The following is a 23,198-nucleotide window of genomic DNA, read 5'->3' as shown; positions in this document are numbered from 1 at the left end:
GCGCTCAGTGTCCCCGGGCGATCCACTCCGCCAGTTGGGGGGCCTCGGCGCCGATGGTGGTCCCGTCCCCGTGGCCGGTGCGCACCGCCGTCCCGGCCGGCAGGGTCAGCAGCTGGTCCCGGATCGAGTCGATGATCGTCGGGAAGTGCGAGAACGACCGTCCGGTGGCGCCGGGACCGCCCGCGAAGAGCGTGTCACCGGTGAAGACGGTGCCCAGCTCCGGCGCGTACAGACACACCGCGCCCGGCGCGTGCCCCGGCGTGTGCAGCACCGTCAGCTCCGTGCCGGCCACCGCGATCCGCTCGCCGTCCGCCAGCTCGCCGTCCGGCAGCCGGTCGGGGTGGGTCTGCTTCCACAGCGGCAGATCCTCCGGATGCAGCAGGATCGGCGCTCCGGTGGCGGCGGCCAGGGCCGGTGCCGCGTCGATGTGGTCGTTGTGCGCGTGGGTGCACACGATGGCGCGCAGCGCACGGTCGCCCAGCGCCGCCCGGATCGCGTCCGCGTCATGGGCGGCGTCGATGACGACCGCCTCGTGGTCGTCGCCCACGATCCACACGTTGTTGTCGACGTCCCAGGTGCCGCCGTCCAGCGAGAACGTGCCCGAGGTGACGAGGTGGTCGATCCGCGCCGCCATCACAGCACCACCACGGAACGCAGCACGTCGCCCGCGTGCATCCGGTCGAACGCCGCCTCGACCTGGTCCAGCGCGATGGTCTCGGTGACGAACGCGTCCAGCGGCAGCCGGCCCTGCAGATGCAGATCGACGAGCATCGGGAAGTCCCGCGAGGGCAGACAGTCGCCGTACCAGGAGGACTTCAGCGCGCCCCCGCGCCCGAAGACGTCCAGCAGCGGCAGCTCCAGCTTCATCTCCGGAGTGGGCACCCCGACCAGCACCACCGTGCCGGCCAGATCGCGGGCGTAGAACGCCTGCCGGTACGTCTCGGGGTGGCCCACCGCCTCGATCACCACATCGGCGCCGTGCCCGCCGGTCAGCTCGCGGATGGCCTCCACCGGATCGGTCTCGCGGGAGTTCACGGTGTGGGTGGCGCCCAGCGTACGGGCGGTCTCCAGCTTGCGGTCGTCGATGTCCACCGCGATGATCCTCGCCGCACCGGCCAGCAGGGAACCGGCGACGGCCGCGTCCCCCACCCCGCCGCAGCCGATGACGGCCACGCTGTCCCCCCGGCCCACCTGGCCGGTGTTGATGGCGGCGCCGATGCCGGCCATCACCCCGCAGCCCAGCAGCCCGGCCACCGCGGGGGAGACGGCCGGATCCACCTTGGTGCACTGCCCGGCGGCCACCAGCGTCTTCTCGGCGAACGCACCGATGCCCAGCGCCGGCGACAGCTCGGTGCCGTCGGTCAGGGTCATCTTCTGCTTGGCGTTGTGGGTGTTGAAGCAGTACCAGGGCCGCCCGCGCTCACACGCCCGGCACTGGCCGCACACCGCTCGCCAGTTCAGCACGACGAAGTCACCGGGGGCGACCTCGCTCACCCCCTCGCCGACCGACTCCACGACACCCGCCGCCTCGTGCCCCAGCAGGAAGGGGAACTCGTCGTTGATGCCGCCCTGCTTGTAGTGCAGGTCGGTGTGACACACCCCGCACGCCTGCACCCGCACCACGGCCTCACCCGGGCCGGGGTCGGGGATCACGATGGTCTCGACCCGCACCGGCTGGTCCTTGCCCGGTGCGATGACACCGCGTACTTCCTGCGCCATGAATGCAGACCTCTCGTCGGCGGGCTCGTTGATGATGATGCGGGTGCAGCGTAGGCCAAACCGGGCGGCTTCGTGTCGTTGCCCGGCGCCCACCGGGGCCCGGTCCGCACGGTCACGGTGGCAGCGGCAGGGCCCCTCGTCAGCACGTCGTGGACGGCGCGGGCCCGGTGGCACGGCAGCCGTCCCGGCCCCCGGCGGGCGTCGGCCGGGACCTCGCGGTCACCCCCGCGGATCACGCCCGGTACGGGGGCGGTACTCAGGACAGCTGTTCTTCACCGGTCGCCGCCCGCAGCCGTCCGACCACGTGCGTGCCCCCGTACACCGGTGCCTCGGCGAACGGTTCCAGCACCGCGGAATCGATTCCGCAGCGCAGCAGGGCGGCGGCCGTCGCCGGCATCCTGGCCCGGTCCGTACCGGCGGCGATCTTCACCGCCACCGCGTGGCCGTCGGGCAGCGCCGCGATCTGCACCCCCTCGAACCCGTCCTTGGCCAGCAGCCCGGGCACCGCCTCCATCAGCGCCGTGACATCGCGCCCGGCCCCGGCGACCATCCCCGGATGCGCGCGCATCGCGTCCGCCACCCGCCGCCCGGGTGTGCCCGGCGCCGCGGTGACCAGTGCGGCGGCGGCCCGGGCCAGACCGCGCAGCGAGGTGGCGAACAGCGGCGCGCCGCAGCCGTCCGCCGTCACCGCCGCCACCGGCATCCCGGTGAGCCGCTCCACCTCCGCGGCCAGCGCCCGCTGCAGGGGATGCTCCGGGTCCGGATAGTCATCGGTGGACCAGCCGCGCCCGCGGGCGGTCAGCAGCATGGCGGCGTGCTTGCCCGAGCAGTTCTGGGCGATCCGGGACGGCCCGTGGCCCTCCCGCAGCAGGCGCTCCCGCGCGTCCTGCCCGTACGGCAGATCGGGCACGTTGCGCAGCGCGTCCTCGCCGAACCCGCCCAGCTCCAGGATCCGGCGCGCCCCGGCCAGATGCCGCGGCTCACCGGAATGGCTGGAGGCGGCGAGCGCCAGCGACTCGCCCTCCAGCGGCAGCCCGGCCCGCACCATGCCCGCCGCCTGCACCGGCTTGAGCGCGGAGCGCGGATATATCGCCGCGTCGATGTCCCCGGCGGCGTGCACGACATCCCCGGCCGGGTCGAGTACCACCACCGAGCCGTGGTGGACACCCTCGATGATCCCGGCCCGCTCCAGCAGCACCAGCGGCACATGCGCCGGGAGCCGGACCGGGGGAGTGGTGGTGTGCCCTGTCCTCATGCCTGACCTTCCTGTCCCGCGGTGTCCGGCACCGCGCCCGTCCGTACGCCGGTGACCCGGCCCCTTACCCCGTACCAGCCCGCCACCAGTGCCACGGCGATCAGCGGCAGGCACAGCACGGTGGTCCGCCCGGGCCCCTCGCCGTCGGCGGCCATCAGCACCGGTACCGCGGCCAGGAAGGCGAGCGTGACCAACTGGGTGAACGGGGCGCCGGGCAGCCGGTAACCGGGCCGGGTCAGTTCGCCGCGCCGTGTCTTCCGCCAGAACCGCAGATGACAGACCATGATCAGCCCCCAGGTGGCCAGGATGCCGATGGCGGCGAAGTTCAGCACGATCTCGAAGGCGTCCTCGGGCACGACCGCGTTCAGCCCCACCCCGAGCACGCACACGCCCGAGGTCAGCAGGATGCCGCCGTAGGGCACCTGGTTGCGGTTCATCACCCCGGTGAAGCGGGGCGCCGAGGCGGACTTCGCCATCGAGCGCAGGATGCGGCCGGTTGAGTAGAGACCGGAGTTCAGCGAGGACAGGGCGGCGGTGAGCACCACGAGGTTCATCACGCCGCCCGCCGCCGGGATGCCGACGTGGGACAGCACCGTGACGAACGGACTCTCCCCGGCCGTGTACGCGTCCCAGGGCAGCAGCATGGCCAGCAGCAGCACCGAACCGACGTAGAACAGCGCGATCCGCCACATGATGGAGTTGATCGCGCGCGGCACGACCTTGTGCGGGTCCTTGGTCTCCCCGGCGGTGATGCCGACCATCTCCACCGAGGCGTACGCGAAGACCACGCCCTGGACGATCAGCAGCATCGGCAGCAGACCGGCCGGGAGGACCCCGCCGTTGTCCGTGATGAGCCCGGGCCCGCCGGTGTGGCCGTCCACCGCGTGCCCGGTGGTCAGCAAGAAGACGCCGATCGCCATGAAGGCGACCAAAGCACCGACCTTGACGATCGCGAACCAGAACTCCAGCTCGCCGAAGATCCGCACCGAGATGAGATTGACGGACAGCACCACCAGCAGCGCGATCAGCGCCAGCGCCCACTGCGGGACATCGGTGAACATGCCCCAGTAGTGCGTGTACAGGGCGACCGCCGTGATGTCGACGACGCCGGTGGTGGCCCAGTTCAGGAAGTACATCCAGCCCGCGACGAAGGCGCCCTTCTCGCCGAGGAACTCCCGCGCGTAGGACACGAAGGCCCCGGAGGAGGGCCGGTACAGCACCAGCTCGCCCAGCGCCCGCACCACCATGAACGCGAACATGCCGCACACCGCGTAGACGAGGGCCAGCGAGGGCCCGGCATCGGCGAGCCGGCCCCCCGCGCCCAGGAACAGGCCGGTGCCGATCGCGCCGCCGATGGCGATCATGTTCACGTGCCGGGGCGCCAGCGCCTTGCTGTACCCCTCGTCGCCCGCGTCGGTGACCTGACCGGCGGCGGGCTCCGTACGGAGGCCCAGCTCGGGGTTCTCGCTCACGGCCGGCGCTCGCCTTCGGGGGCCCGGGGCGCACGAGGGAAACCAGGGAGGCCTCGACCCGGTCGAGATGGTGCGCCATGGCGGCGACGGCGTCGTCGTGGGAACCGTCGATCAGGGCCCGGACGATCGCCCGGTGTTCCCGGTTGGAGTGCTCGCGGCGGCCGGCCGGCTCGGTGAGGAACGCGGACTGCCGGGCCAGGGCGTCCCGGATCTCCTCGATCACCTTCCGGAACACCGGATTGCGCGCGGCCTGCGCCACCCCGAGATGGAACAGGGTGTCCATCGCCACCCAGGCGGTGGTGTCCGACTCCCGCTCCATGCGCTCCAGCAGCCGGCTCAGGTGGTCGAGATCCTCGGCGGTCCGCCGCTGGGCGGCGTACCCGGCCATCGGCAGCTCGACGTGCCGCCGCACCTCCAGCAGATCGCCGGCCGTGTAGTCCCCGAAGGTGGCGTCCTCCACCGGCCCCCTGGAGATCACGAAGGTCCCCTTGCCGGTACGGGAGGCGGTCAGCCCCATCACCTGGAGCGCCCGCAACGCCTCCCGCAGCACCGACCGGCTGACCTCCAGCCGCCGGCACAGCTCGGCCTCCGAGGGCAGCTTGTCGCCGACCGCGTACGCGCCCCCCTCTATGGCGCCCCGCAGGTGGGTGAGCACGGCCTCCATGGCCCCGACCCGGCGCGGCACGGCGGCGCCCGCCGGGCTGTCTGACAGGTTCACGTGAAGGATCCTGTCAGACAGCCGGACAGCACTGTCAAGCGGCAGCGCCCGGTCATATGCCCATAACCCGGCAAAGAAGCCCCCTCGCCGTCGCTCCCCGTCCTTCGCCGATCTCCCAACGGGCCACGGTCGCCGCGTGGTCGACGCGCTGGAGCCCATCCGCGCCGAACGGACGACCCCGGCCCAGGGCACATAATGCAGCGGTGAGGAATGACGGTCCGATACCGCTGTCGGCGGGGGACATACCCGAGGGAACGCGGGAGTGGCGTGCGCGGGACGCGGAACGCTGGCTCGCCGTCCGGGCCGCGCGGTGGGCATGGCCGGTGTGGGCGGTACTCGCGCTGGTCGTCACCGCGGTGTGGGCAACCGCCTCCGTGCCGGAACCGGCCTGCACCGACGCCGCACCCTGCGGGCCCCAGTGGTGGGGCTTCGGGCTCTTCGGGGCGGGACTGCTGACGCTCTACGCCCTGTGCCTGCATCCCGCCCTCGCCCTCGTCACACTGGGCCCGGTGCTCGCCCTGGTCCTGCTGGAGCCTGCGGCGCTCGGCGATGCGGGTGACCTGCCGCGCCTGGGGGTGGCGGCCGCCGGTCTGTTCGGGTACGCCGGGCTGCACCACCGCCGCGACGTACGGCGGCGGCAGGGTGCGGTGGCGGCCGAGGCGTCCGCCGGGATACGGCACCGGGCGCCGCTGGGCCCCGTACCGCTGGGCGGCGGCCGGATCGCCCTGGTCGTGGGCGTTCTGCTGCTCACACTCGCCGCGGGCGCGCTGTGGCAGGCACTGCGCGGCATCGACCGGGACGCGAGCCGGGCCGCCGCCGCCACCGCCGTGTCGGCCGAGGTCACCGACCGGGGCGCGGACACCATCACCGTCACCCTGCCCGGCGGTGACAGCCGTACCCTGGCCGTCACCTATCCCGAGGACTACGCCGAGGGCGCCACCATCGGCGTGCTCGTCGACGGCGACTGGGCGCGCACCGTCGCCGAACCGTACGACCCCTTCGGCTGGCAACTGCTGCTGCTCGGCGCCGCCCTGCCCGGCAGCATCGCGCTGCTGCACCGCGCCGCCGCCCGCCGCCGTACCGCCGCCCTGATGAGCGGACCGCAGCCGGTGCTGCGGGTGCTTGCCGCCGAGGGCAAGGACGACAGCCGCACCTACGTCCACGCGGCCGACGACCACGCCGGTTCCCAGCCGCTGTTCAGCTTCTACGGCTGGCCCGAGCCGGCCCCGGAGGACACCGACCCGCAGGTCATCGCCGAGGAGGTGAGGGGCGCCCTGCGCGGCAGTGAGGCGGGCGTGCTGCGCGAGGCCGTGCTGTACGGGACGCCGCACGCGGGCGCCGGGGTGGCCGTGGTCATGGCGGGTGAGCACAGCGTCACCGTCGAACGCTCCGTCACCGGCGCCCGCCCCGAAGCAGCCCCGGCCACGGCCGGCCCGCGCTCCACCGCGCGCCGCCCCGCGCCACGCCGCCCGGTGCGGCGCACCCCCTCGGCGGCCGAGACCGCCGCCGGCATGACCCCCGGCGGCGCACCGCTCGCCTGGCGGGCCGGCGCCGTCTCCCGCGCGGTCGGACTGTTCCTGCTGCTGTTCAACGGCGGCTGCCTGTGGCTGGTGCTGCACGACGGCATCGGCTGGAACTGGCTGCTGCTGTTCGGCCTGCCCAGCTCCGTCAACATGACGGTGTGCGCCCTCAACTGGCGCATCACCGCCGACCGCGACGGCCTGTGGGTCACCGGCCCCTGGCGCGTGCACCGGATCCCCTGGGAGCAGTTGGCGTCGGTGCGCTCCGAAGGGGACGGCCTGCGCTTCCGGGTCGGCGGCCGCCGCGAGATCTCCCTGCCCGTCACCGGCCTGCGTCCCCTGGAACACCGGCTGCACGGCACCTCCCGCGCCGAGACGGCCCGGAACGAGATCAGGGCCCTGGACACCCATCCCGCCCTGCGCCCGGACCGGGAGGCCTCCGCCGGGGAACAGGGCTTCCCCCTCGGCCCGGTGATCGCCGTCCTGATCGCCGCCTGGTCGGCGCTGGTCTATCTGCTCTGAACCACGACGGATTCCGCGCGTCGCGATGAGTTCCGGGGCCGGGGGTGGTCAACCCTGTGAGGGTTCATCACCGCACCGGCAAGGAAGGCGTGAGTCATGGCGGAGCAGAAGATCACCGCGTGTCTGTGGTTCGAGCGCGACGCGGAGGAGGCCGTACAGCACTACCTCGCCGTCTTCGGCGGCGACGCCCGCGTGGTGGCGGAGCAGCGGTACACCGAGGCCGGGCCGGGCGAGCCGGGGTCCATGCTCACCCAGACGTTCGAGCTGGCCGGGCAGCGGTTCATGGCGCTCAACGGCGGGCCGCACGACACCTTCAACGACGCGATCTCGCTGTCCGTGGACTGCGCCGACCAGGCCGAGGTCGACCGGCTGTGGGCCGCGCTGTCCGAGGGCGGGGAGGAACGGGACTGCGGCTGGGTCAAGGACCGCTACGGGGTCTCCTGGCAGATCGTGCCCCGGGACCTGCCCGAGCTGATCGCCGACCCCGACCCCGTCAAGGCCGACCGGGTGATGCGGGCGATGTTCACCATGAAGAAGCTCGACATCCAGGCGCTGCGCGACGCCCACGCCGGGGCCTGAGCGGGCATCGGCATCCTCGACCCCGGCCGGGCGATCCGCGCGTCAGCGGGACGCGAGCCGGTCGTACTCGGCCTGGGTGAGCGGCAGTACGGTTCCGTGGCGCGGCGAGGCGGGCAACTGGTGGCCGGTGGACGGGACCCACTGCCCCGAGGCGAGATCGGTGGTCTCGAACGGCACATAGCCGCGGCCACCGAACTCGTCGATGAACAGGTACCACTTCTCCTCGGTGTTGGACTTGAACACGGTGGGGCCCTCGCCCCGGGCGATCGACCGGCTGCCGATGCACTCGGCGATGAACTCCCACGAGGTGGAGCGCAGTTCACGGGTGCGCTCGGCCACGATGAACTTTCCGCACGGGTTGGCGGCGCTGGTGTCCCGCTCGTCCTTCGTGAAGCGGTAGTAGTGGCCGTCGTGCGCGATGACGGTGGAGTCGATCACCGAGTGCCCCGGATCGCTCCACACCCGCGGCTCGCTGAAGGTGACGAAGTCCCGGGTCGTGGCGTACATCATGCGGTGGTGGGTGTTCCCGGTGTGGTCCGGGTCGTCCCGCGCGTACAGCTTTGACGCCCAGAACACCACGAACTCACCGCGCTGCTCGTCCCAGTACGCCTCGGGCGCCCAGGTGTTGCCCGCGGTGGCCGGGGCCACCCGCACCGCGCGCTGCGCCGACCAGTTCACCAGGTCGGTGGACTCCCACACCATGATGTCCAGGCTGCCGTGCCGCTGTGCGCGGTCCCAGTCACCGTTGCCGTGGATGCGCAGGTCGGTGGCGATCAGATAGAAGCGGTCGCCCTCCGGCGCCCGGATGATGAACGGATCGCGGACCCCGCGCTCGCCGAGCGACGACGTGAGAACGGGGTGCCCGCCGTTCAGCTCCCGCCAGTGCAGCGGGTCGTTGCCCTGGCTGAGCGCCATCCGCACCTGCTCGCCGTCGGCGCTGTCCTCGCCCGTGAAGTAGACGAACAGATAGCCCGCGTACTCCAGCTGTGCCCGCTCCCGCTCGCCGTCCCCCGCCCGTTCCGTGCTTCCGGCCGGTCCCGTGAACACCCCTGCCAGCAACGCCATCACTCCGATCAGTACGCCCGCCGTCCGCCGCATGCGCCCACCTCTCCGTTGAGATGTTTACGTAAACGCCAGCCGCTGAGCAGTATGACGCCCCCGGCCGTGCGGTCAATCCCGTCCGTACGCCGCACAGCGATGACCACGTGCCGCGACCGGGCCGGGGCGACCGGGCCCGTGGAGGGGCGACGGCGGGCCCCGTACGCCTCTGATGTGCCACGCGTCACACGCGAGACCCGGAACTCCGCGCCACCGGCACCCGACTCGTTGATCGTCCGCCCCGCACCGAGGAGTCCTGGATGTCCGCAGAACCCGAGACCGTGGCCGCGCCCCCGCCGCCCGCCGGTCCCCGCCGCGGCTGGCCGGCCCTGCGCCCGCTGCTGCTGCGACTGCACTTCTACGCCGGGGTGTTCGTCGCCCCCTTCCTCCTGGTGGCCGCGTTCTCCGGGCTGTTGTACGCCGGTTCGTTCCAGGCGGAGCGGATCGTCTACGCCGAGCAGCTGCGCGTACCGGCGGGGGAGGCCGAACTCCCCCTCACCGAGCAGATAGCCGCCGCCCGCGCCGCCCACCCGGAGGGCGAACTGAACGCGGTACGCCCCTCCCCGGAGTCCGGCGCCACCACCCGGGTGCTGCTGTCCGGGGTGGACGGCATCGCCGCCGACCACACCCTGGCCGTGTTCGTCGACCCGTACACCGGGGAGGTGCGCGGTGCGCTCGAACAGTACGGTTCCACCGGGGCGTTGCCGCTGCGCACCTGGATCGACAAGTTCCACCGCGATCTGCACCTGGGGGAGACCGGCCGGCTGTACGGCGAACTCGCCGCCAGCTGGCTGGGGGTGATCGCGGTCGCCGGCCTGGCGCTGTGGTTCACCCGCCGCCGCTCCGCGCGCACGGTGCGCGGCACCACCGGCCGGCGCCGGGTGCTGGGGGTGCACGGCACGGTCGGCGCGTGGTGCGCGGTCGGCCTGATCTTCCTGTCCGCGACCGGCCTGACCTGGTCGACCTACGCCGGACAGAACATCACCGAACTGCGCACCTCGCTGGGTCAGGAGACCCCGGTGGTCGATGCCGGGGCGGCCGGCGGCGGTGGCGAGCACGCGGAGCACGGGCAGGGACAGGGGGATGGCGGACACCAGCACGACCACGGCGCGGACGGGGCGACGCCCGGCGGCGTGAACCTGGACATCGTGCTCGCCGCCGCCCGGTCCCAGGGGCTGACGAACCCGGTGGAGATCCTCCCGCCGGCCGACGCCGAATCCGCCTATGTGGTCCGGCAGATCCAGCGCAGCTGGCCGGAGAAACAGGACGCGGTCGCCGTCGACCCGTCCACCGGCGCCGTCACCGACGTGGTGCGGTTCGCCGACTTCCCGGTGCTGGCCAAGCTGTCGCGCTGGGGCATCGATCTGCACACCGGAGTCCTGTTCGGCCTGCCAAACCAGATCCTGCTGGCCGCGCTCGCCCTGTCGGTCATCGTCCTGATCGTGTGGGGCTACCGGATGTGGTGGCTGCGCGGCCGGGGCACCGCGTTCGGCCGTCCGCTACCGCGCGGCGCCTGGCGTCAGGTGCCGCCCGCCATCGGCGTTCCGCTGATCGCGGTGACCGTCCTCGTGGGCTGGTTCGTCCCGCTGCTGGGCATCTCGCTGCTGGCGTTCCTGGTCATCGACATCGCGCTCGGTGCCCTCCGGCGCCACCGTTCCGGGCGCCGGGCGACGGTGAGCGCGGACCCCGGCTGAGGGCCGGTGAGGGCCGTACGCGGCGGCCTCCGGTAGCCACCCGCGGCGCCGTTCTGACATCGTTCCGCCCGGTCGCGGCCGTCCACGGGCGGAGGCCGCGCGGAACCCAAGGAGCGATGTGCCACTCGACCCCTTCCTCGCCGCGAAGCTGCACCTCATCGACGGTCTGCGCCGGTACGACCCGGCGGACCCCGAGGCCGGGCGGCGGTTCGAGGCGTTCTTCCGCGACCCGGCGCCCTGGCCGGAACCCGAGGCCGACACCGAGGAGCACATAGTGCCCGGGCCGCACGGCCCGATCCCGGTACGCGTCTACCGGCCGCGCGGCCGCGCGGCCGGCGGCCGGGCCCCGGGCTGCTGTGGCTGCACGGCGGCGGGTTCCGGGCCGGCGATCTGGACATGCCCGAGGCCCACCTGGTCTCCGCCGAACTCGCCGCCCGCGCGGGCGCGCTGGTGGTCTCCGTGGCTACCGGCTCGCCGTGGACGGCGTCCGCCACCCGGTCCCGGTCGACGACGTCCGCGCCGCCTGGCGGTGGCTGACCGGGCCCGAAGCGCCCACGTACACGGGGCCGCCGGCCCTCGGTGGCGCCAGCGCGGGCGCCGCCCTCGCGCTGTCGGCCGCGATCGGGCTGCGCGACGCCGGGTCGGCACCGCCCGCCGCGCTGCTGCTCGCGTACCCCTTCGCGCACTTCCCGGTCCCCGTGCTGGACGACGACACGGCGGCGCTGATGCGCGAACTGCCCCCGATCCTGCGGTTCGGCACCGAGTCGATCGAGGACATGGTGCGGAACTACGTGGGCCGGATCACCGAACTGCCTCCGGCCGCGATGCCCGGCGCGGCCCGCCTGACCGGGCTGCCGCCCACGGGCATCGTCCTGTCCGAACTGGATGACCTGCGGCCCTCGGGCGAACTGCTCGCCCGTCAGCTGACCGAGTCCGGCGTTCCCACCCGCACCTGTCTGGCGGCCGGCATGCTGCACGGCCATCTCAACCGCACCCCGTCGCTGGCCGAGGTCGACCGTTCCCTCACCTTCTTCGCGACCCTCCTGACCGGCTGACCCGTCCGGCGTGTGCCGCCGCGCGGCCCGCTTGCGTAAGCTGCCCTCCTCCGGCCCGGCCGACCGGGCCCGGACGGCGCGAGGCGTACGGGGACCGGCCTTCGCGGCACGGCGGGCGCGCGGTCCCGGGCGGTGATGAGGATGGCGGGCGGAACGAGACGGGCCGAACAGGTCAGCGCGACCCGGGACGCGCTGCTGACCGCGGCGGAACGGCTGTTCGCCGAGCGCGGGGTGCACGCGGTCGCGCACCGGCAGATCAGCGAGGCCGCCGGGCAGGGCAACAACGCGGCCGTCAGCTACCACTTCGGCACCAAGGACGAGTTGATCCGCGCGCTCGCGCGCCGGCACGCGGAGCGGATGGAACGCATCCGGGTCCGGCTGATGGCCGGCCTGGACGATTCCGCCGGGCTGCGGGAGTGGGTCACCTGCTTCGTGCGCACGCTCACCGACCACCTGGAGTCGATGGGCGGCGGCCCCACCTGGTACGCCCGCTTCATCGCCCAGGTCACCGCGGATCCCGCGCTGTACGCGCTGGTGGCGGAGGAGACCCTGGCCGTCTCGCCCTCGCTGACCCGCCTCCACGCGGGCATGAACGGCGCGCTGCCCGAACTGGCCGCCGGGGTGCGCGCCGAACGCGCCGCCATGACCCGCCATCTGATCGTCCAGATGGCCGTCGAGCGAGAACGCGCCCTCGCCACGAACGCCCCCACGGCACACGCCTCCTGGCCGGACATGGCGACGGGCCTGATCGACGTGATCGTCGCGCTGTGGCAGGCGCCCGTCACCCGGATGGATGAAATTAAAGCGAACGCTTGATGAGTGATCCGGGCGGGTGCTTCGCTGGGTGAGCGGGGACAGCGACTCACCGGCTCACAGGCTCACAGGAGAGCGATATGACCTCAGCAGGCCGCGCGACCCAGCCACCGCTCATCGAGGACCACCACAGCCCCGAGGACTTTCCGATGGCCAGGGCGGCCCGCTGCCCGTTCGACCCGCCCCCGGCCCTGGCCGCCATGCAGCGGCGTGCCCGGTTCGAGCGAGTCAGGCTGTGGGACGGCAGCACCCCGTGGCTCGTCACCCGCTACGCGGACCAGCGCGCCCTGCTGCTCGACCGGCGGGTCAGCGCCAACCCGTTCAGCCCCGGCTATCCGCTGCCGACACCGCTGACCGGCCGGTCCTCCTTCAGCTTCATCCTGCGCGATGACCCCGAACACGCCCGGCTGCGACGGATGGTGCAGGCCCCCTTCACCATCAAACGTGTCGAGGCGATGCGGCCCGCCGTCCAGCGGATCGTCGACGACCGGATCGACGAGCTGCTCGCCGGGCCCCGCCCCGTCGATCTGGTCCGGGCCTTCGCGCTGCCGGTGCCCTCCCTGGTGATCTGCGAACTGCTCGGCGTGCCGTACACGGACCACGCGTTCTTCCAGGAGCACAGCGCCGTCCTCCTCAGGAGGGACGTGGACCCGGCGCTGCGTACGGCCGCCCACGTGGAACTGACCCGCTACCTGGACGATCTGATGGGCCGCAAGGCGGCGGCCCCGGCCGATGACCTGCTGTCCGGCCTGGTCTGCCGGGTGGAATCGGGTGAACTGACCCGCCAGGAGGCCGCTCAGATGGGTGTGCTGCTGCTGGTGGCCGGCCACGAGACGACCGCCAACATGATCGCGCTCGGCACCGCCGCGCTGCTCGAACACCCGGAGCAGCTCGCCCTGTTGCGCGAGAGCGACGATCCGGTCCTGATCACCTCCGCGGTGGAGGAACTGCTGCGCTATCTCGACATCACCCACACCGGGCGGCGCCGGGCGGTGCTGGAGGACATCGAGATCGCCGGCGTGACCCTGCGCGCCGGTGAGGGCATCATCTGCTCCAACGACATCGCCAACCGCGACCCGGACGCCTTCACCGACCCCGACCGCCTGGACCTGGCCCGCGGCGACGCGCGCCGGCACGTCGCCTTCGGCTTCGGGGTGCACCAGTGCCTGGGCCAGCCCCTGGCCCGCCTGGAACTCCAGGTGGTCTGCGGCACGCTGTACCGCAGGATCCCCACCCTCCGGCTCGCCGGGGACGGCGGCGTCGGCGATCTCGCGTTCAAGCACGACGGTGCCGTGTACGGCGTGTACGAGCTGCCCGTGACCTGGTGAGCGTCCCGGCGGCGGCCGGTGAACCGGAGCTAGCCGGCCGCCGCCGTGATGCGGGCGATCGCCTCGACGGTCAGGGCACGGTCGTGCGGCTCCCTGGCCAGCGCGCGGTGCAGGGTCAGCCCCTCGATCAGCGCGTCGAGCTGCCGGGCCGTCGCCGGGTCGAAGTGCTTCTCCAGATGGACCCGGCTGCGCCGCATCCACTCATGGGTGAGTTCCCGGTAGGCGGGCCGGCGGGTGGCGAGGGTGTACAGCTCCTGGGTGAGGACGAGATCCCGGGGACCGTCCTCCGACATGGTGTGCACCAGGTCGGCGATCGCCGCTCGCGCCGCGTCCCGGTCGGCGCAGCCGCCGAGATGGGCGTCGAAGAGCGTGACCATCCGGTCGGTGAACCGTCCGAACGCCTCCCGCAGCAGCTGGTCGATACCCGTGAAGTGGTACGTCATCGACCCCAGCGGGACCCCGGCGCGGGCGGCGATCCTGCGGTGCGAGACGCCCGCGACGCCGTCCTCGGCGATCAGGTCGAGCGTCGCCGCGATGATCCGCTCGCGCCGCAGCGGGTCCGTGTGTCCGGTGGCCATGGTGGTGGTCGGCCGGCTCAGAGGTTCCGGACCGGGCGGGCCGGGTTGCCGACCGCGACGACGTTCGCCGGCACGTCTTTCGTCACGACCGCGCCGGCGCCGATGACCGCGTTGTCCCCGATGGTCACCCCGGGCAGGACGATCGCGCCGCCGCCCAGCCACACGTTGTCGCCGATGGTGATCGGGCGGGCGGCCTCCAGCTTGTCGCGCCGGGGCTGTGGCTCCAGCGGGTGGGTGGGGGTGAGCAGTTGGACGTTCGGCCCGATCTGGCAGTCCGCCCCGATGGTGATCGCCGCGACGTCCAGGGCGGTGAGGTTGAAATTGGCGAACGTGCGCGGGCCGATGGTGATGTTGCTGCCGTAGTCGACGTACAGCGGCGGTGTCAGGTGGGCCTCCTCGCCCAGGGAGCCCAGCAGTTCCTCCAGGATCGGCCGGGCGGCGGCCACGTCCTCGACGTAGGCGGCCTGGTAGCGGGCGGCCAGCCGTACGGCCCGCTGGTGCCGGCGGGCGATCTCCGGGTCGTCGGCGATGTAGAGGTCACCCGCCTCCATGCGTTCGAGGTTGCTGCGGGGGTCCTGGGCGAAGTGGTCCGTGGCCATGCGGACGATCGTACGCTCCCGAGCGTACGGCCGTACACTCCCGCCGTGTGAGAACGTAGCCCCGACGGGATACCCGCCGACCCCGGAGGACGGCTGTGTCAGGAGCGGTGCCGCGAACGGCGGCCTCCTCAGGGGGCTATGCCAAGGGCCGGGCCCGCCGCGAGCAGATCGTGGCGGCCGCCGCGGAGGCGTACACCGAGACCGGCTACCACGGCGCCTCGCTGCGCGAGATCGCCAAACGGGCCGGCATCAGCCACGCCGGACTGCTCTACCACTTCCCCCAGCGCGAGGCCCTGCTGGCGGCGGTGCTGGAACGGCGCGACGCCCAGGACGCACAGCTGGTCGGAACGCCCGTGCCCGCCCCGATGGACATGGTGCGGCATCTCCTCGACCTGGCTCATCACAACGCACGCCACCCGCCGATCGTCGAGCTCTATGTCCGCCTGGCGGCCGAGGCGTTCGCCCCCGACCACCCGGCGCACGACTACTTCACGCGGCACTACGCCCAGGTGCGCGCGTTCGCCAGGACCGCGCTGGAGGAACTGGGCGCCGCCGGGCAGTTGCGGGAAGGCGTCGACCCCGCCACCGCGGCGGTCGGCCTGGTGGCCCTCATGGACGGCCTCCAGGTGCAGTGGCTGACCAGCCCCGGCGAGATCGACATGGCCGGCACCCTGCGGTTCTTCATCGAGCGGCTGCTGCGGGCACCCGAGGGCCCGCCCGGGCCGCCGGACGCGAGCGGAGCAGCACCGCCAGCGCCGCCGCCGCGGTGATCACCTCACCGGCCGCCAGCGCGATCCACACCCCCAGGGTGCCGGTTCCCCCGAGAACCACCACCAGCGGCACCTTGACCAGCACCAGGGCGCCGACGGACAGCAGATAGGCGGGTCGTGGCCGGCCCAGGGCCTGGAAGTACCCGGCGGCCAGCGGGGCGACCCCGGCCACGGCCTGGCCGATGCCGATGACGCGCAGCCCGTCCCGCGCGACCGCCGCGGTCGCCGGATCGTTCAGGAACAGCCCCACCAGCGGTTCCGCCGCGACCACCAGCACCGTCGCGGTGACCACGCCGTACAGCAGTGAGCCGCGCAGCGCCAAAGTACGGGCCCGGACCACCCGTTCCGCCAGGCCGCGCCCCGCGTTGTAGCCGACGATGGGTTGCAGACCCTGGCTGATGCCGGTGTGCGGCATCATCGCGAACGTCTGGAGGCGGGCGCACACGGCGTACGCGGCCAGCGCGGTGGCCGCCCCCGCCGCGGCCAGCGTGGTGTTGACCAGCACCGCCAGCAGCGTCACCCCGGCACCCGCGAGGAACGACGGCAGCCCCAGGCCCAGCAGCCCGCGCAGGGTGCCGGCGTGCGGGCGCAGCGCCGAAACCCCCACCCGGTAAGGGCGGTCGCGGCGGCCGAAGAAGAACCACAGGCTCATCGCGGCGGACACCGCCTGGCCGCCGACGGTGCCCAGCGCCGCGCCCCGCACCCCCATGCCCAGCCCGAAGATCAGCAGCGGGTCGAGGGTGATCTGCACGGCCACCGGCACCACCCACAGCAGCGTCGAGAAGCCGATCCGGCCCTCGGCGCGCACCAGTCCGGAGAAGCCGGTGGAGACCACCGCCCCGCACAGCAGGATCACCGCGTACGCGTGGGCGTCCTCGCGCAGTGGCCCCCGCGCGCCGAGCAGGGTCAGCAGCGGGTCCAGGAAGACCAGTCCGAGGACGGTGGTGGCCAGGGCCACGGACCAGAAGAGGGTGAAGGCGTTGCCGGCGGCCCGGGCGGCGGCCCGGGGGTCGCCCGCGCCCAGCGCGCGGGAGATGAGGGAGGCGCCGCCGGCCCCGACGGTGGTGGACACGGCGCCCAGCAGGAGCAGCAGCGGCGCGACCAGGTTCACCGCGGCCATCGCCTGGTCGCCCACCCCACGGCCCACGAACCAGGCGTTGCTCAGGGCGTAGACCCCGTAGACGCCGACCGAGGCGGTGGTCTGGGTGCAGGGGTGCCACAGCAGCCGGCCCACCGGCCGCTCGGCCAGCCGGGCCGCCGCGTCGGTCTGTCCCCTCACGGTCCGGTGCGGCCGAACAGGGCCATGACCTCGGTCAGTCGCTCGCGCGCCCAGTCGTACTGGCGGGTGTCGGTGTGGCCGCGGTAGTCGGTCTCGATCACCATGACGAGCACCAGGTACAGGCAGTACAGCCGGCGCCGCCAGGTCTCGTTCTCCGTGAGCGCGCCGTGTCCGTAGCCGCGCAGGAAGGCCGAGGAGTCGCCGAAGGCGGCCAGTTGCGTACCGGTGAAGCCGGCCTCGATCAACGGGTCGCCCCAGAACGCCCGTTCGTGGTCGATGACGCACACGATCCGGCCCTCGCGCACCATGACGTTGCCGGCCCACAGGTCCCACTCGACCAGGCGCGGCTCGACCACCGCGTCCAGGGCCGGGGCGTACTCGGTGAGCACCGCGCGGACGGTCGCGTACGGCCGTCCGAGGTCCACCGCCCGCCGCTCCCCGTCGGCGAGGACGTCCTCGAACATGCCGGTGAACACCCGTCGCCAGCTGGAGTCGCCGGGGCCGGCCAGCGGGCCGAAGGCGGTGCCCCGTACGGAGTTCAGCTCGCGGTTGGCGGCGCCCAGCCGCTCGTGGTAGGCGTCGCGTTCGGCGGCGGGCAGGCGGTCCTCGATGACGTCGAGGTTGTCGGCGTCGATGAACGGCATGAAGAAGTAGTCCGCGTCGCACAGTTCGTGGCCGCGGTCGGCGAAGTCCACGGCGGGGACCGGGACCCCGGTGTGCTTGCGGATGAGTTCCAGCGCGGCGAGTTCGGTGCCCATCGCGCCGCGCTCGTAGGTCAGTACCTCCACCCCTGGCGGTGGGGCGATCTTCAGGACGACCTCGGCGCCGTCCCGCAGGCGGATCCGGTAGGCGACGTTGAACCAGCCGTGTCCCAGCTCCCGGGCCCATCCCTCGCCGTGCGGGACGCGCTCGGGGCCGTAGGCGCGCTCGATCATGGCCCGCAGGACGGCGGGCGGCTGGCGGTTCTTCGTGATGCTCTCCACGGCGAGATTTCTACCAGGTGGTTGGAATTGCCACCAGGTCCCGTAGGGGCGCGATCTCCCGCCCCGCTCAGCGACGTTGCGGCAGCCGGGCCGCCCCCCCGGGCGCACCGCGCGCCGACCCTTGACCCGGACCACGGCCCTCCCTACTCTCCGCCTTCATGGGTGAACAGCGTCCACGTATGGAGACAACCGTCTGATGAGCAGGCTCACCATCACCGCCGTACGGCTGACCCCGATCCTCGTGTCCGACCCCCCGCTGCTCAACACCCAGGGCGTCCACCAGCCGTACACCCCCCGCCTGGTCGTCGAGGTGGAGACCGCGGACGGGGTCACCGGCCTCGGCGAGACCTACGGGGACACCACCTACCTCCGGCTCGCCCGCCCGCTCGCCGACGCCCTGCCGGGGCACCGCGTCAGCGACCTCAACGCCCTCTTCGCCCTCGCCGAACGCGTCTGCGGCGACGCGCCGCCCGCCACCGGCGCCGCCACCCTGGACGTCGGCGGCCAGCGTGGCGTGCTGACCGCCGACAAGCTGCGGCTCTCCGTCGTCTCCGCCTTCGAAGTGGCCTGCCTGGACGCCCTCGGCCGCACCCTCGGGCTCCCCGTGCACGCCCTGCTGGGCGGCAAGGTCCGCGACAGCGTCGACTACAGCGCCTACCTCTTCCACCGCTGGGCCCGCCACCCCGACGGCGTCCCCTGCGAACCCGACGACTGGGGCGCCGCGCTCGACCCCGCGGGCATCGTCACCCAGGCCCGCCGCTTCGCCCGCGAGCACGGCTTCACCTCCTTCAAGCTCAAGGGCGGGGTCTTCGAACCCGACCGGGAGATCGCCGCCGTGCTCGCCCTCGCCGAGGCGTTCCCCGGCATGCCGCTGCGCCTGGACCCCAACGGCGCCTGGTCCGTGGAGACCTCCCTGTACGTCGCCGGCCGGCTGCGCGGCGTCCTGCAGTACCTGGAGGACCCGGCCACCGGCACCGACGCGATGGCCCGCGTCTCCGCCGGCACGGACGTCCCGCTCGCCACCAACATGTGCGTCACCACCGTCCCGGAGATCCGTGACGCGTTCACCCGGGACGCCGTCCAGATCGTGCTCTCCGACCACCACTACTGGGGCGGACTCCACCGCACCAGGGAACTGGCCGCCGTCTGCCGCGCCTTCGGCGTCGGCCTGTCCATGCACTCCAACACCCACCTGGGCATCAGCCTCGCCGCGATGACCCAGGTCGCCGCCACCGTCCCCCACCTCGACTACGCCTGCGACAGCCACTACCCCTGGCAGCGCGAGGACGTGATCACCACCCGGACGCGCTTCCGCGACGGCCGCGTCACCGTCTCCGACACCCCGGGCCTGGGCGTCGAACTCGACCACGAGCGGCTGGCCGTACTGCACGGCCGCTGGCTGGACGAGAGTACGTACGGCCACTACCGGGACCGGGACGACGCCGCCGCGATGCGGGCCGCCGACCCCGGTTGGCAGGCTCCCTCCGTACCGCGCTGGTGAGCTGCCACGCCGCACACCAGCACGGCCCCCGTCAGCCGTGCGGCGCGCCGGTGACCGGCACCGCCATCCGCCGATCCTCCCCGAACCCCCGCTCGCCGGACCACTCCATCCGGCACCAGGGGAGGGCGAGTTCGGCGGGGGTGGTGACCGTCCGGGGGGCGAGGCGCTCAAGCGGGACGGCCTCGCGGTGCCGGCCGAAGACCGTGTCGACGTACCGGTGGCCGGTGTCCGCGGCGATGAAGACCACGGTGCGTTCCGGGTCGTGGCGGTGCTCCCAGCGGGCGGCCAGATACGCGGCGCCGGTGGACAGGCCGGCGAAGACCGCGTGCCGGCGCAGCAGATCGACGCTGCCGGCCAGGGCGGCGTCGAAGGCGGTCCAGTGCACGGTGTCGTAGCTGGTGTGGGAGACATTGCCCATCGGGATGGAGGAGCCGATCCCGGCGATGATGATCTCCGGGTCGGTCACCCGCTCGCTGCCGAAGGTGACACTGCCGAACGGCTGCACGCCGACCAGGCAGAGGTCGGTGCCGCCTTCGCGGAGGTACCGGGCCAGCGCCCCGGTGGAGGCGCCGGACCCGACGCCGCCGACCAGGGTGAGCGCCTGCCCCGGTGTTTCCTCGGCCACCGACGCGGCGACGGCCCGGTATCCGAGGTAGTGGATGTCGTCGTGGTACTGGCGCATCCAGTGGTAGGCGGGGTGTTCGGCGAGGATCTCGCGGACGCGCCGCACCCGCCGCCTCTGGTCGAGTTTGAGGTCGTCGCTTGGCGGCATCTGCTCCAGACGGGCGCCGAGGACGGCGAGTTGGGTGCGCAGCACCTCGTCGATGGTGGTGGAGCCCACGATGTGACAGCGCAGGCCGTGGCGGTGGCAGGCGAGGGCGAGCGCGTAGGCGTAGATGCCGCTGGAGCTGTCCAGCAGGGTGTCGCCCGGCCGTACGGTGCCGCGCTCAAGCAGCTGCCGCACGGCGGCGAGGGCGGAGACGACCTTCATGGTCTCAAAGCGCAGGCAGATCAGTCCGGGTTCGAGGCGTATCAGGTCGGGGGCGCCGATCGCGTCGGACACGTGGTCGTGCATGCGTGCTCACCTTCTCGTTCTCTGTGTCCGGCGTGCTCGCGGACGTCGTGAAGATCCGGGTGGTGGGGATGCCCGTGCGCTCCAGCCGGTGGAGGCAGCGGCGTATCCGTGGTCGCAGGCGGGGGAGAGCGGGGTCGAAGAGCACTCCGGCGACATTGCCGCTGTGCGCGATCTGTACGCCCGCCGCGCCGGTCTCGGCCGCGATGGCCTCCAGCAGCGGGAGTTCCTCCTTGGTGAGCAGTCGCTGGTGGAGGCGGGCGCTCGCGGTGCAGACCCGGCCGAGCAGTGCGGTGTCGGCGGTGGTGACGGCGCGACGCAGCAGGCCGCGCAGACTCTCGTACGTGGTCACGTCCTCGTCGCGGTAGGCGTCGGTGGGCAGGGCCAGGGTGTCGACCGGTGCGCCGCCGCTGGTGGCGCAGCCGACGACCACGGCCGGCGGCAGCGCCGTGCCGAGCACTTCGAGGACGCGTCCCTCGCGCTGGGCGAACAGGACGGGGGCCCGCCCGTCGTCGAGCATGAGGGGGTCGCAGGCGTGCTCGGCGGCCACCGCCAGCCGGGCCACCTCGGGTGCGGTCAGCGCGACGTGGTAGCCGGCGGCCACCGCCCGGATGGTGGCGATGATGTCGCTGGTGGACGAGCCCATCCCCAGGCCCACCGGGACGGCGCCGCGCAGCAGCAGCCGGCCGCCGCACGGCGTCCGTCCGCTCCGGCGGGCGCACTCCGCGATGGTCGAGGCCGCCGCGCGCAGCGCCTTGACCCGGTCCGGGGGGTGGACCGTGAGCCGGCCGGCGGGGGCCTTGGGGCACGGGGTGAACTCCGCGCGGCTGCCCAGCGAGTCCGTAGTGGGCAGCGAGAGGGTGACCAGGCCCAGCGAGGTCCGGCCGGTCCGGTCGCGGAAGGCGCCCTGCAGGATCTCGCCGTGGTGACAGGGGGCCTCCCCGGTGCCGGTGGAGGGGATCACGCGGTGGCCCGGTACCGGTACAGCACCGTGGGCTCGGCGCTGAACTGGGAGAAGGGGAAGGGCTCCGCGGACAGCGCGGTCACCCCGTTGCCGAGGAAGGCGCGGGCGACGGCGCTGCCGCTCTGCGCGTAGACCACCAGCGGGATGCCGCGCTCCCGGCAGCGGCCGAGGATGGTGTCGAAGGAGCCGTTGCCCAGGGTCATCCCGGTGGCGACCACCGCGTCGGCGCAGCCCAGGACCTCGTCCATGGAATCGGTGACGGGCTCCTCCCACTGGGTGGTGCGCAGGTTGAAGTCACAGGGCAGGCAGACCCCGCCCCGGTCGCGGATGGCGGCCACCAGCGGGTTGACGACGCCGATCAGGGCGACCTTGGCGCCCTCGGGGATGTCCAGCAGTCCGGCGATGGCCGTGTCCCGGGCGCGGGCGCGTTCCTCCGGCGTTCCCCGGGGCAGGCCGACCGGCTCGGCGGCCGGGTCCTCACGGTGCGGCGACGCCTCGGCGAGGAGGGCGTCGAGCGCCGCCAGCCGCAACGGGCGCGGGACGTCCTCGCCGAGCAGGGCGCGGAGCGGGGCGCCGGTGTACCGGCGGCACAGCGCCGGGTCGGTCTCGCCGTCCTCGACGGCGCAGGCCCCGAACGACCCGCCGCTGCGGACGAGCAGATACTGGTTGAGGTAGGTGGTGTCCCCGCCGGACAGCCGGGTGCCGTGGTGCAGCCAGAAGACAGCGGTCGCGGTGGGGGCGGCCGGGCCGGCGCCGGTCGCGTCCGCCAGCACGGCGCGGCGCAGTTCCTCGACAGTGGCGGGCGGCGCGGTGGGCCGGGCGGTGGGCCGGGTCATGCGGCGGGCTCCTGGCGGTCGGCAGCCGGGAGGGTGAGCCGGAAGAGATAGGTCAGTACCCCGTCCCGCCAGTCGTGGCGCAGAGTCACCTCCGGGTGGAAGCCGAGGGACTGGGCCTGCCCGATGATGGCGCGCAGGTCGGCGGTGTTGGAGGCGATGAGATGGACCTCGCCGCCGGCCGCGAGCAGGTCGCCCTCGGCGAGCCGGCTGAAGAAGGCGGCCAGCAGCGGGGCGCCGACGCACACGTTGCGCACCACGTCGGGGTCCTCGCTCACCCGTCTGCTGACGGCGGGCGGGTTGAAGGTGATGACATCCAGTCGGGTCCCGGGCGGCAGCGCGTCGAACAGGTCGGAGACGAGCGGGTGGAAGGTGGTCCCCGGACGGTCCCCGACGATCCGCTCGTAGTGCCGCCGTGTGGTGGCGACCGACTCCGGGTGGATGTCGAGCGCGTAGATCTCGCGGGCGCCGCGCTGCCCGGCCGCCACGGCCTCGACGCCGAGGCCCACGCCCATGGCGGCGTAGCGGCGGCCGGCCACCTCGATACGGCCGTCCAGGATCCGCTCGTGGATCATGCGGCTGGTTTCCCCCGGCTGGAAGACGCCGGGCGGCAGGTCGAACGTCCAGCCGTTCCAGGTGTGCTGACGGGTGGTGTGGAGGTCGGCCCTGGGCTGGTTGAGGGCGATGATCCGGTCCGCCGGCAGGGGCGGGGGAAGCTGATCGGCGAACGCCGGTCCTGGCGCCGGGTGATCCACGAGGTCTCCCTTGGTAGCGGAGTGGTCGCACTCCGATGACCGTGCGAGTATTACAAACGATTTTCATTTCTGTCTAGAGTTGCCCTTGGCC

The 23,198-nt window shown here is 73.2% G+C and carries 20 protein-coding genes and 2 pseudogenes; 8 read left to right on the top strand and 14 right to left on the bottom strand.

Annotated features, from left to right (window positions below):
* Positions 1-4: 4 nt before the first annotated feature.
* The 5 genes and pseudogenes from SXIM_RS02720 to SXIM_RS02700 all read right to left on the bottom strand — a co-directional run.
* Positions 5-634 carry an MBL fold metallo-hydrolase gene (locus tag SXIM_RS02720; RefSeq protein WP_046722846.1) on the bottom strand — a complete coding sequence of 210 codons (630 nt, stop codon included), beginning with the start codon at positions 632-634 and terminating at the stop codon, positions 5-7.
* The gene (locus tag SXIM_RS02715) at positions 634-1,719 is read right to left on the bottom strand and encodes an S-(hydroxymethyl)mycothiol dehydrogenase (protein ID WP_046722845.1); all 1,086 of its coding nucleotides are present in this window, start codon (positions 1,717-1,719) and stop codon (positions 634-636) included. The genes SXIM_RS02720 and SXIM_RS02715 overlap by 1 nt, the downstream gene beginning before the upstream one ends.
* A 256-nt stretch (positions 1,720-1,975) precedes the next feature.
* Positions 1,976-2,974 carry an asparaginase gene (locus SXIM_RS02710; RefSeq protein ID WP_046722844.1) on the bottom strand — a complete coding sequence of 333 codons (999 nt, stop codon included), beginning with the start codon at positions 2,972-2,974 and terminating at the stop codon, positions 1,976-1,978.
* Positions 2,971-4,446: an amino acid permease gene (locus tag SXIM_RS02705; protein ID WP_046722843.1), complete on the bottom strand. Its 1,476-nt coding sequence runs from the start codon at positions 4,444-4,446 to the stop codon at positions 2,971-2,973. Before SXIM_RS02705 ends, SXIM_RS02710 begins: the two co-directional genes overlap by 4 nt.
* Positions 4,447-4,471: 25 nt before the next feature.
* A pseudogene (locus tag SXIM_RS02700) lies at positions 4,472-5,164 on the bottom strand (FadR/GntR family transcriptional regulator); the annotation flags it as partial.
* Between the two features lie 203 nt (positions 5,165-5,367).
* Between SXIM_RS02700 and SXIM_RS02695 the strand changes: the two are divergent.
* Both SXIM_RS02695 and SXIM_RS02690 read left to right on the top strand, forming a co-directional pair.
* Positions 5,368-7,206 (top strand): hypothetical protein, encoded by a 1,839-nt coding sequence (locus tag SXIM_RS02695; protein WP_148236059.1) that lies wholly within the window; start codon positions 5,368-5,370, stop codon positions 7,204-7,206.
* Positions 7,207-7,302: 96 nt separating this feature from the next.
* Positions 7,303-7,785 carry a VOC family protein gene (locus SXIM_RS02690; RefSeq protein WP_030727616.1) on the top strand — a complete coding sequence of 161 codons (483 nt, stop codon included), beginning with the start codon at positions 7,303-7,305 and terminating at the stop codon, positions 7,783-7,785.
* 54 nt (positions 7,786-7,839) lie between these two features.
* Here the strand turns inward: SXIM_RS02690 and SXIM_RS02685 are convergent.
* Positions 7,840-8,883 (bottom strand): annotated as a pseudogene (locus SXIM_RS02685) (glycoside hydrolase family 43 protein); the annotation flags it as partial.
* Positions 8,884-9,143: 260 nt separating this feature from the next.
* Here SXIM_RS02685 and SXIM_RS02680 point away from each other — a divergent pair.
* The 4 genes from SXIM_RS02680 (at position 9,144) to SXIM_RS02665 (ending at position 13,773) form a co-directional block, all read left to right on the top strand.
* Positions 9,144-10,577, top strand: a complete 1,434-nt coding sequence (locus SXIM_RS02680) for a PepSY-associated TM helix domain-containing protein (RefSeq protein ID WP_046722835.1) — start codon at positions 9,144-9,146, stop codon at positions 10,575-10,577.
* A gap of 476 nt (positions 10,578-11,053) precedes the next feature.
* Positions 11,054-11,632: an alpha/beta hydrolase fold domain-containing protein gene (locus tag SXIM_RS02675; RefSeq protein WP_281289026.1), complete on the top strand. Its 579-nt coding sequence runs from the start codon at positions 11,054-11,056 to the stop codon at positions 11,630-11,632.
* 141 nt (positions 11,633-11,773) lie between these two features.
* Positions 11,774-12,448, top strand: coding sequence for a TetR/AcrR family transcriptional regulator (locus tag SXIM_RS02670; RefSeq protein ID WP_030727604.1), 675 nt, complete (start codon positions 11,774-11,776; stop codon positions 12,446-12,448).
* 77 nt (positions 12,449-12,525) lie between these two features.
* Positions 12,526-13,773: a cytochrome P450 gene (locus SXIM_RS02665; RefSeq protein WP_046722833.1), complete on the top strand. Its 1,248-nt coding sequence runs from the start codon at positions 12,526-12,528 to the stop codon at positions 13,771-13,773.
* 29 nt (positions 13,774-13,802) lie between these two features.
* Here SXIM_RS02665 and SXIM_RS02660 read toward each other — a convergent pair whose 3' ends face one another.
* The gene (locus SXIM_RS02660) at positions 13,803-14,351 is read right to left on the bottom strand and encodes a TetR/AcrR family transcriptional regulator (protein WP_030727599.1); all 549 of its coding nucleotides are present in this window, start codon (positions 14,349-14,351) and stop codon (positions 13,803-13,805) included.
* Positions 14,352-14,368: 17 nt separating this feature from the next.
* A complete protein-coding gene (locus tag SXIM_RS02655; protein ID WP_030727596.1) occupies positions 14,369-14,950 on the bottom strand; it encodes a sugar O-acetyltransferase in 582 nt (193 codons plus the stop codon).
* Between the two features lie 107 nt (positions 14,951-15,057).
* Here SXIM_RS02655 and SXIM_RS02650 point away from each other — a divergent pair, with 107 nt between their 5' ends.
* The gene (locus SXIM_RS02650) at positions 15,058-15,720 is read left to right on the top strand and encodes a TetR/AcrR family transcriptional regulator (protein ID WP_078846814.1); all 663 of its coding nucleotides are present in this window, start codon (positions 15,058-15,060) and stop codon (positions 15,718-15,720) included.
* Here the strand turns inward: SXIM_RS02650 and SXIM_RS02645 are convergent.
* Both SXIM_RS02645 and SXIM_RS02640 read right to left on the bottom strand, forming a co-directional pair.
* Entirely contained in the window at positions 15,632-16,999 is a 1,368-nt protein-coding gene (locus SXIM_RS02645; RefSeq protein WP_046722831.1) for an MATE family efflux transporter, read from the bottom strand. The two genes, SXIM_RS02650 and SXIM_RS02645, sit on opposite strands and share 89 nt — an antisense overlap.
* Positions 16,996-17,982, bottom strand: coding sequence for a phosphotransferase family protein (locus tag SXIM_RS02640; RefSeq protein ID WP_046722829.1), 987 nt, complete (start codon positions 17,980-17,982; stop codon positions 16,996-16,998). Before SXIM_RS02640 ends, SXIM_RS02645 begins: the two co-directional genes overlap by 4 nt.
* A gap of 196 nt (positions 17,983-18,178) precedes the next feature.
* On the opposite strand from SXIM_RS02640, the gene SXIM_RS02635 reads away from it, so the two are divergent.
* Positions 18,179-19,483: an enolase C-terminal domain-like protein gene (locus tag SXIM_RS02635; protein ID WP_107073891.1), complete on the top strand. Its 1,305-nt coding sequence runs from the start codon at positions 18,179-18,181 to the stop codon at positions 19,481-19,483.
* Positions 19,484-19,514: 31 nt separating this feature from the next.
* On the opposite strand, the gene SXIM_RS02630 is transcribed toward SXIM_RS02635, so the two are convergent.
* The 4 genes from SXIM_RS02630 to SXIM_RS02615 are packed head-to-tail and all read right to left on the bottom strand — an operon-like array spanning position 19,515 to position 23,107.
* Positions 19,515-20,558: a pyridoxal-phosphate dependent enzyme gene (locus SXIM_RS02630; RefSeq protein ID WP_046722827.1), complete on the bottom strand. Its 1,044-nt coding sequence runs from the start codon at positions 20,556-20,558 to the stop codon at positions 19,515-19,517.
* Positions 20,479-21,519, bottom strand: a complete 1,041-nt coding sequence (locus SXIM_RS02625) for a GHMP family kinase ATP-binding protein (protein WP_078847061.1) — start codon at positions 21,517-21,519, stop codon at positions 20,479-20,481. The genes SXIM_RS02630 and SXIM_RS02625 overlap by 80 nt, the downstream gene beginning before the upstream one ends.
* Positions 21,516-22,355 carry a Rossmann-like domain-containing protein gene (locus SXIM_RS02620; protein WP_046722826.1) on the bottom strand — a complete coding sequence of 280 codons (840 nt, stop codon included), beginning with the start codon at positions 22,353-22,355 and terminating at the stop codon, positions 21,516-21,518. Before SXIM_RS02620 ends, SXIM_RS02625 begins: the two co-directional genes overlap by 4 nt.
* Positions 22,352-23,107, bottom strand: coding sequence for a class I SAM-dependent methyltransferase (locus SXIM_RS02615; RefSeq protein ID WP_043176923.1), 756 nt, complete (start codon positions 23,105-23,107; stop codon positions 22,352-22,354). Before SXIM_RS02615 ends, SXIM_RS02620 begins: the two co-directional genes overlap by 4 nt.
* Between the last annotated feature and the right edge of the window lie 91 nt (positions 23,108-23,198).

It is taken from the genome of Streptomyces xiamenensis, from assembly GCF_000993785.3.
Lineage (GTDB): Bacteria > Actinomycetota > Actinomycetes > Streptomycetales > Streptomycetaceae > Streptomyces > Streptomyces xiamenensis.
The sequence above is the reverse complement of the archived record's forward strand: the minus strand, read 5'-3'. Positions and strand labels throughout refer to the sequence as shown.

Bases quoted from the DNA above. Each gene is read 5' to 3' on its own strand.
- SXIM_RS02720 (WP_046722846.1), bottom strand. From the start codon at position 634: ATGGCGGCGCGGATCGACCACCTCGTCACCTCGGGCACGTTCTCGCTG.
- SXIM_RS02715 (WP_046722845.1), bottom strand. From the start codon at position 1,719: ATGGCGCAGGAAGTACGCGGTGTCATCGCACCGGGCAAGGACCAGCCG.
- SXIM_RS02710 (WP_046722844.1), bottom strand. From the start codon at position 2,974: ATGAGGACAGGGCACACCACCACTCCCCCGGTCCGGCTCCCGGCGCAT.
- SXIM_RS02690 (WP_030727616.1), top strand. From the start codon at position 7,303: ATGGCGGAGCAGAAGATCACCGCGTGTCTGTGGTTCGAGCGCGACGCG.
- SXIM_RS02680 (WP_046722835.1), top strand. From the start codon at position 9,144: ATGTCCGCAGAACCCGAGACCGTGGCCGCGCCCCCGCCGCCCGCCGGT.
- SXIM_RS02670 (WP_030727604.1), top strand. From the start codon at position 11,774: ATGGCGGGCGGAACGAGACGGGCCGAACAGGTCAGCGCGACCCGGGAC.
- SXIM_RS02665 (WP_046722833.1), top strand. From the start codon at position 12,526: ATGACCTCAGCAGGCCGCGCGACCCAGCCACCGCTCATCGAGGACCAC.
- SXIM_RS02660 (WP_030727599.1), bottom strand. From the start codon at position 14,351: ATGGCCACCGGACACACGGACCCGCTGCGGCGCGAGCGGATCATCGCG.
- SXIM_RS02655 (WP_030727596.1), bottom strand. From the start codon at position 14,950: ATGGCCACGGACCACTTCGCCCAGGACCCCCGCAGCAACCTCGAACGC.
- SXIM_RS02635 (WP_107073891.1), top strand. From the start codon at position 18,179: ATGAGCAGGCTCACCATCACCGCCGTACGGCTGACCCCGATCCTCGTG.
- SXIM_RS02630 (WP_046722827.1), bottom strand. From the start codon at position 20,558: ATGCACGACCACGTGTCCGACGCGATCGGCGCCCCCGACCTGATACGC.
- SXIM_RS02620 (WP_046722826.1), bottom strand. From the start codon at position 22,355: ATGACCCGGCCCACCGCCCGGCCCACCGCGCCGCCCGCCACTGTCGAG.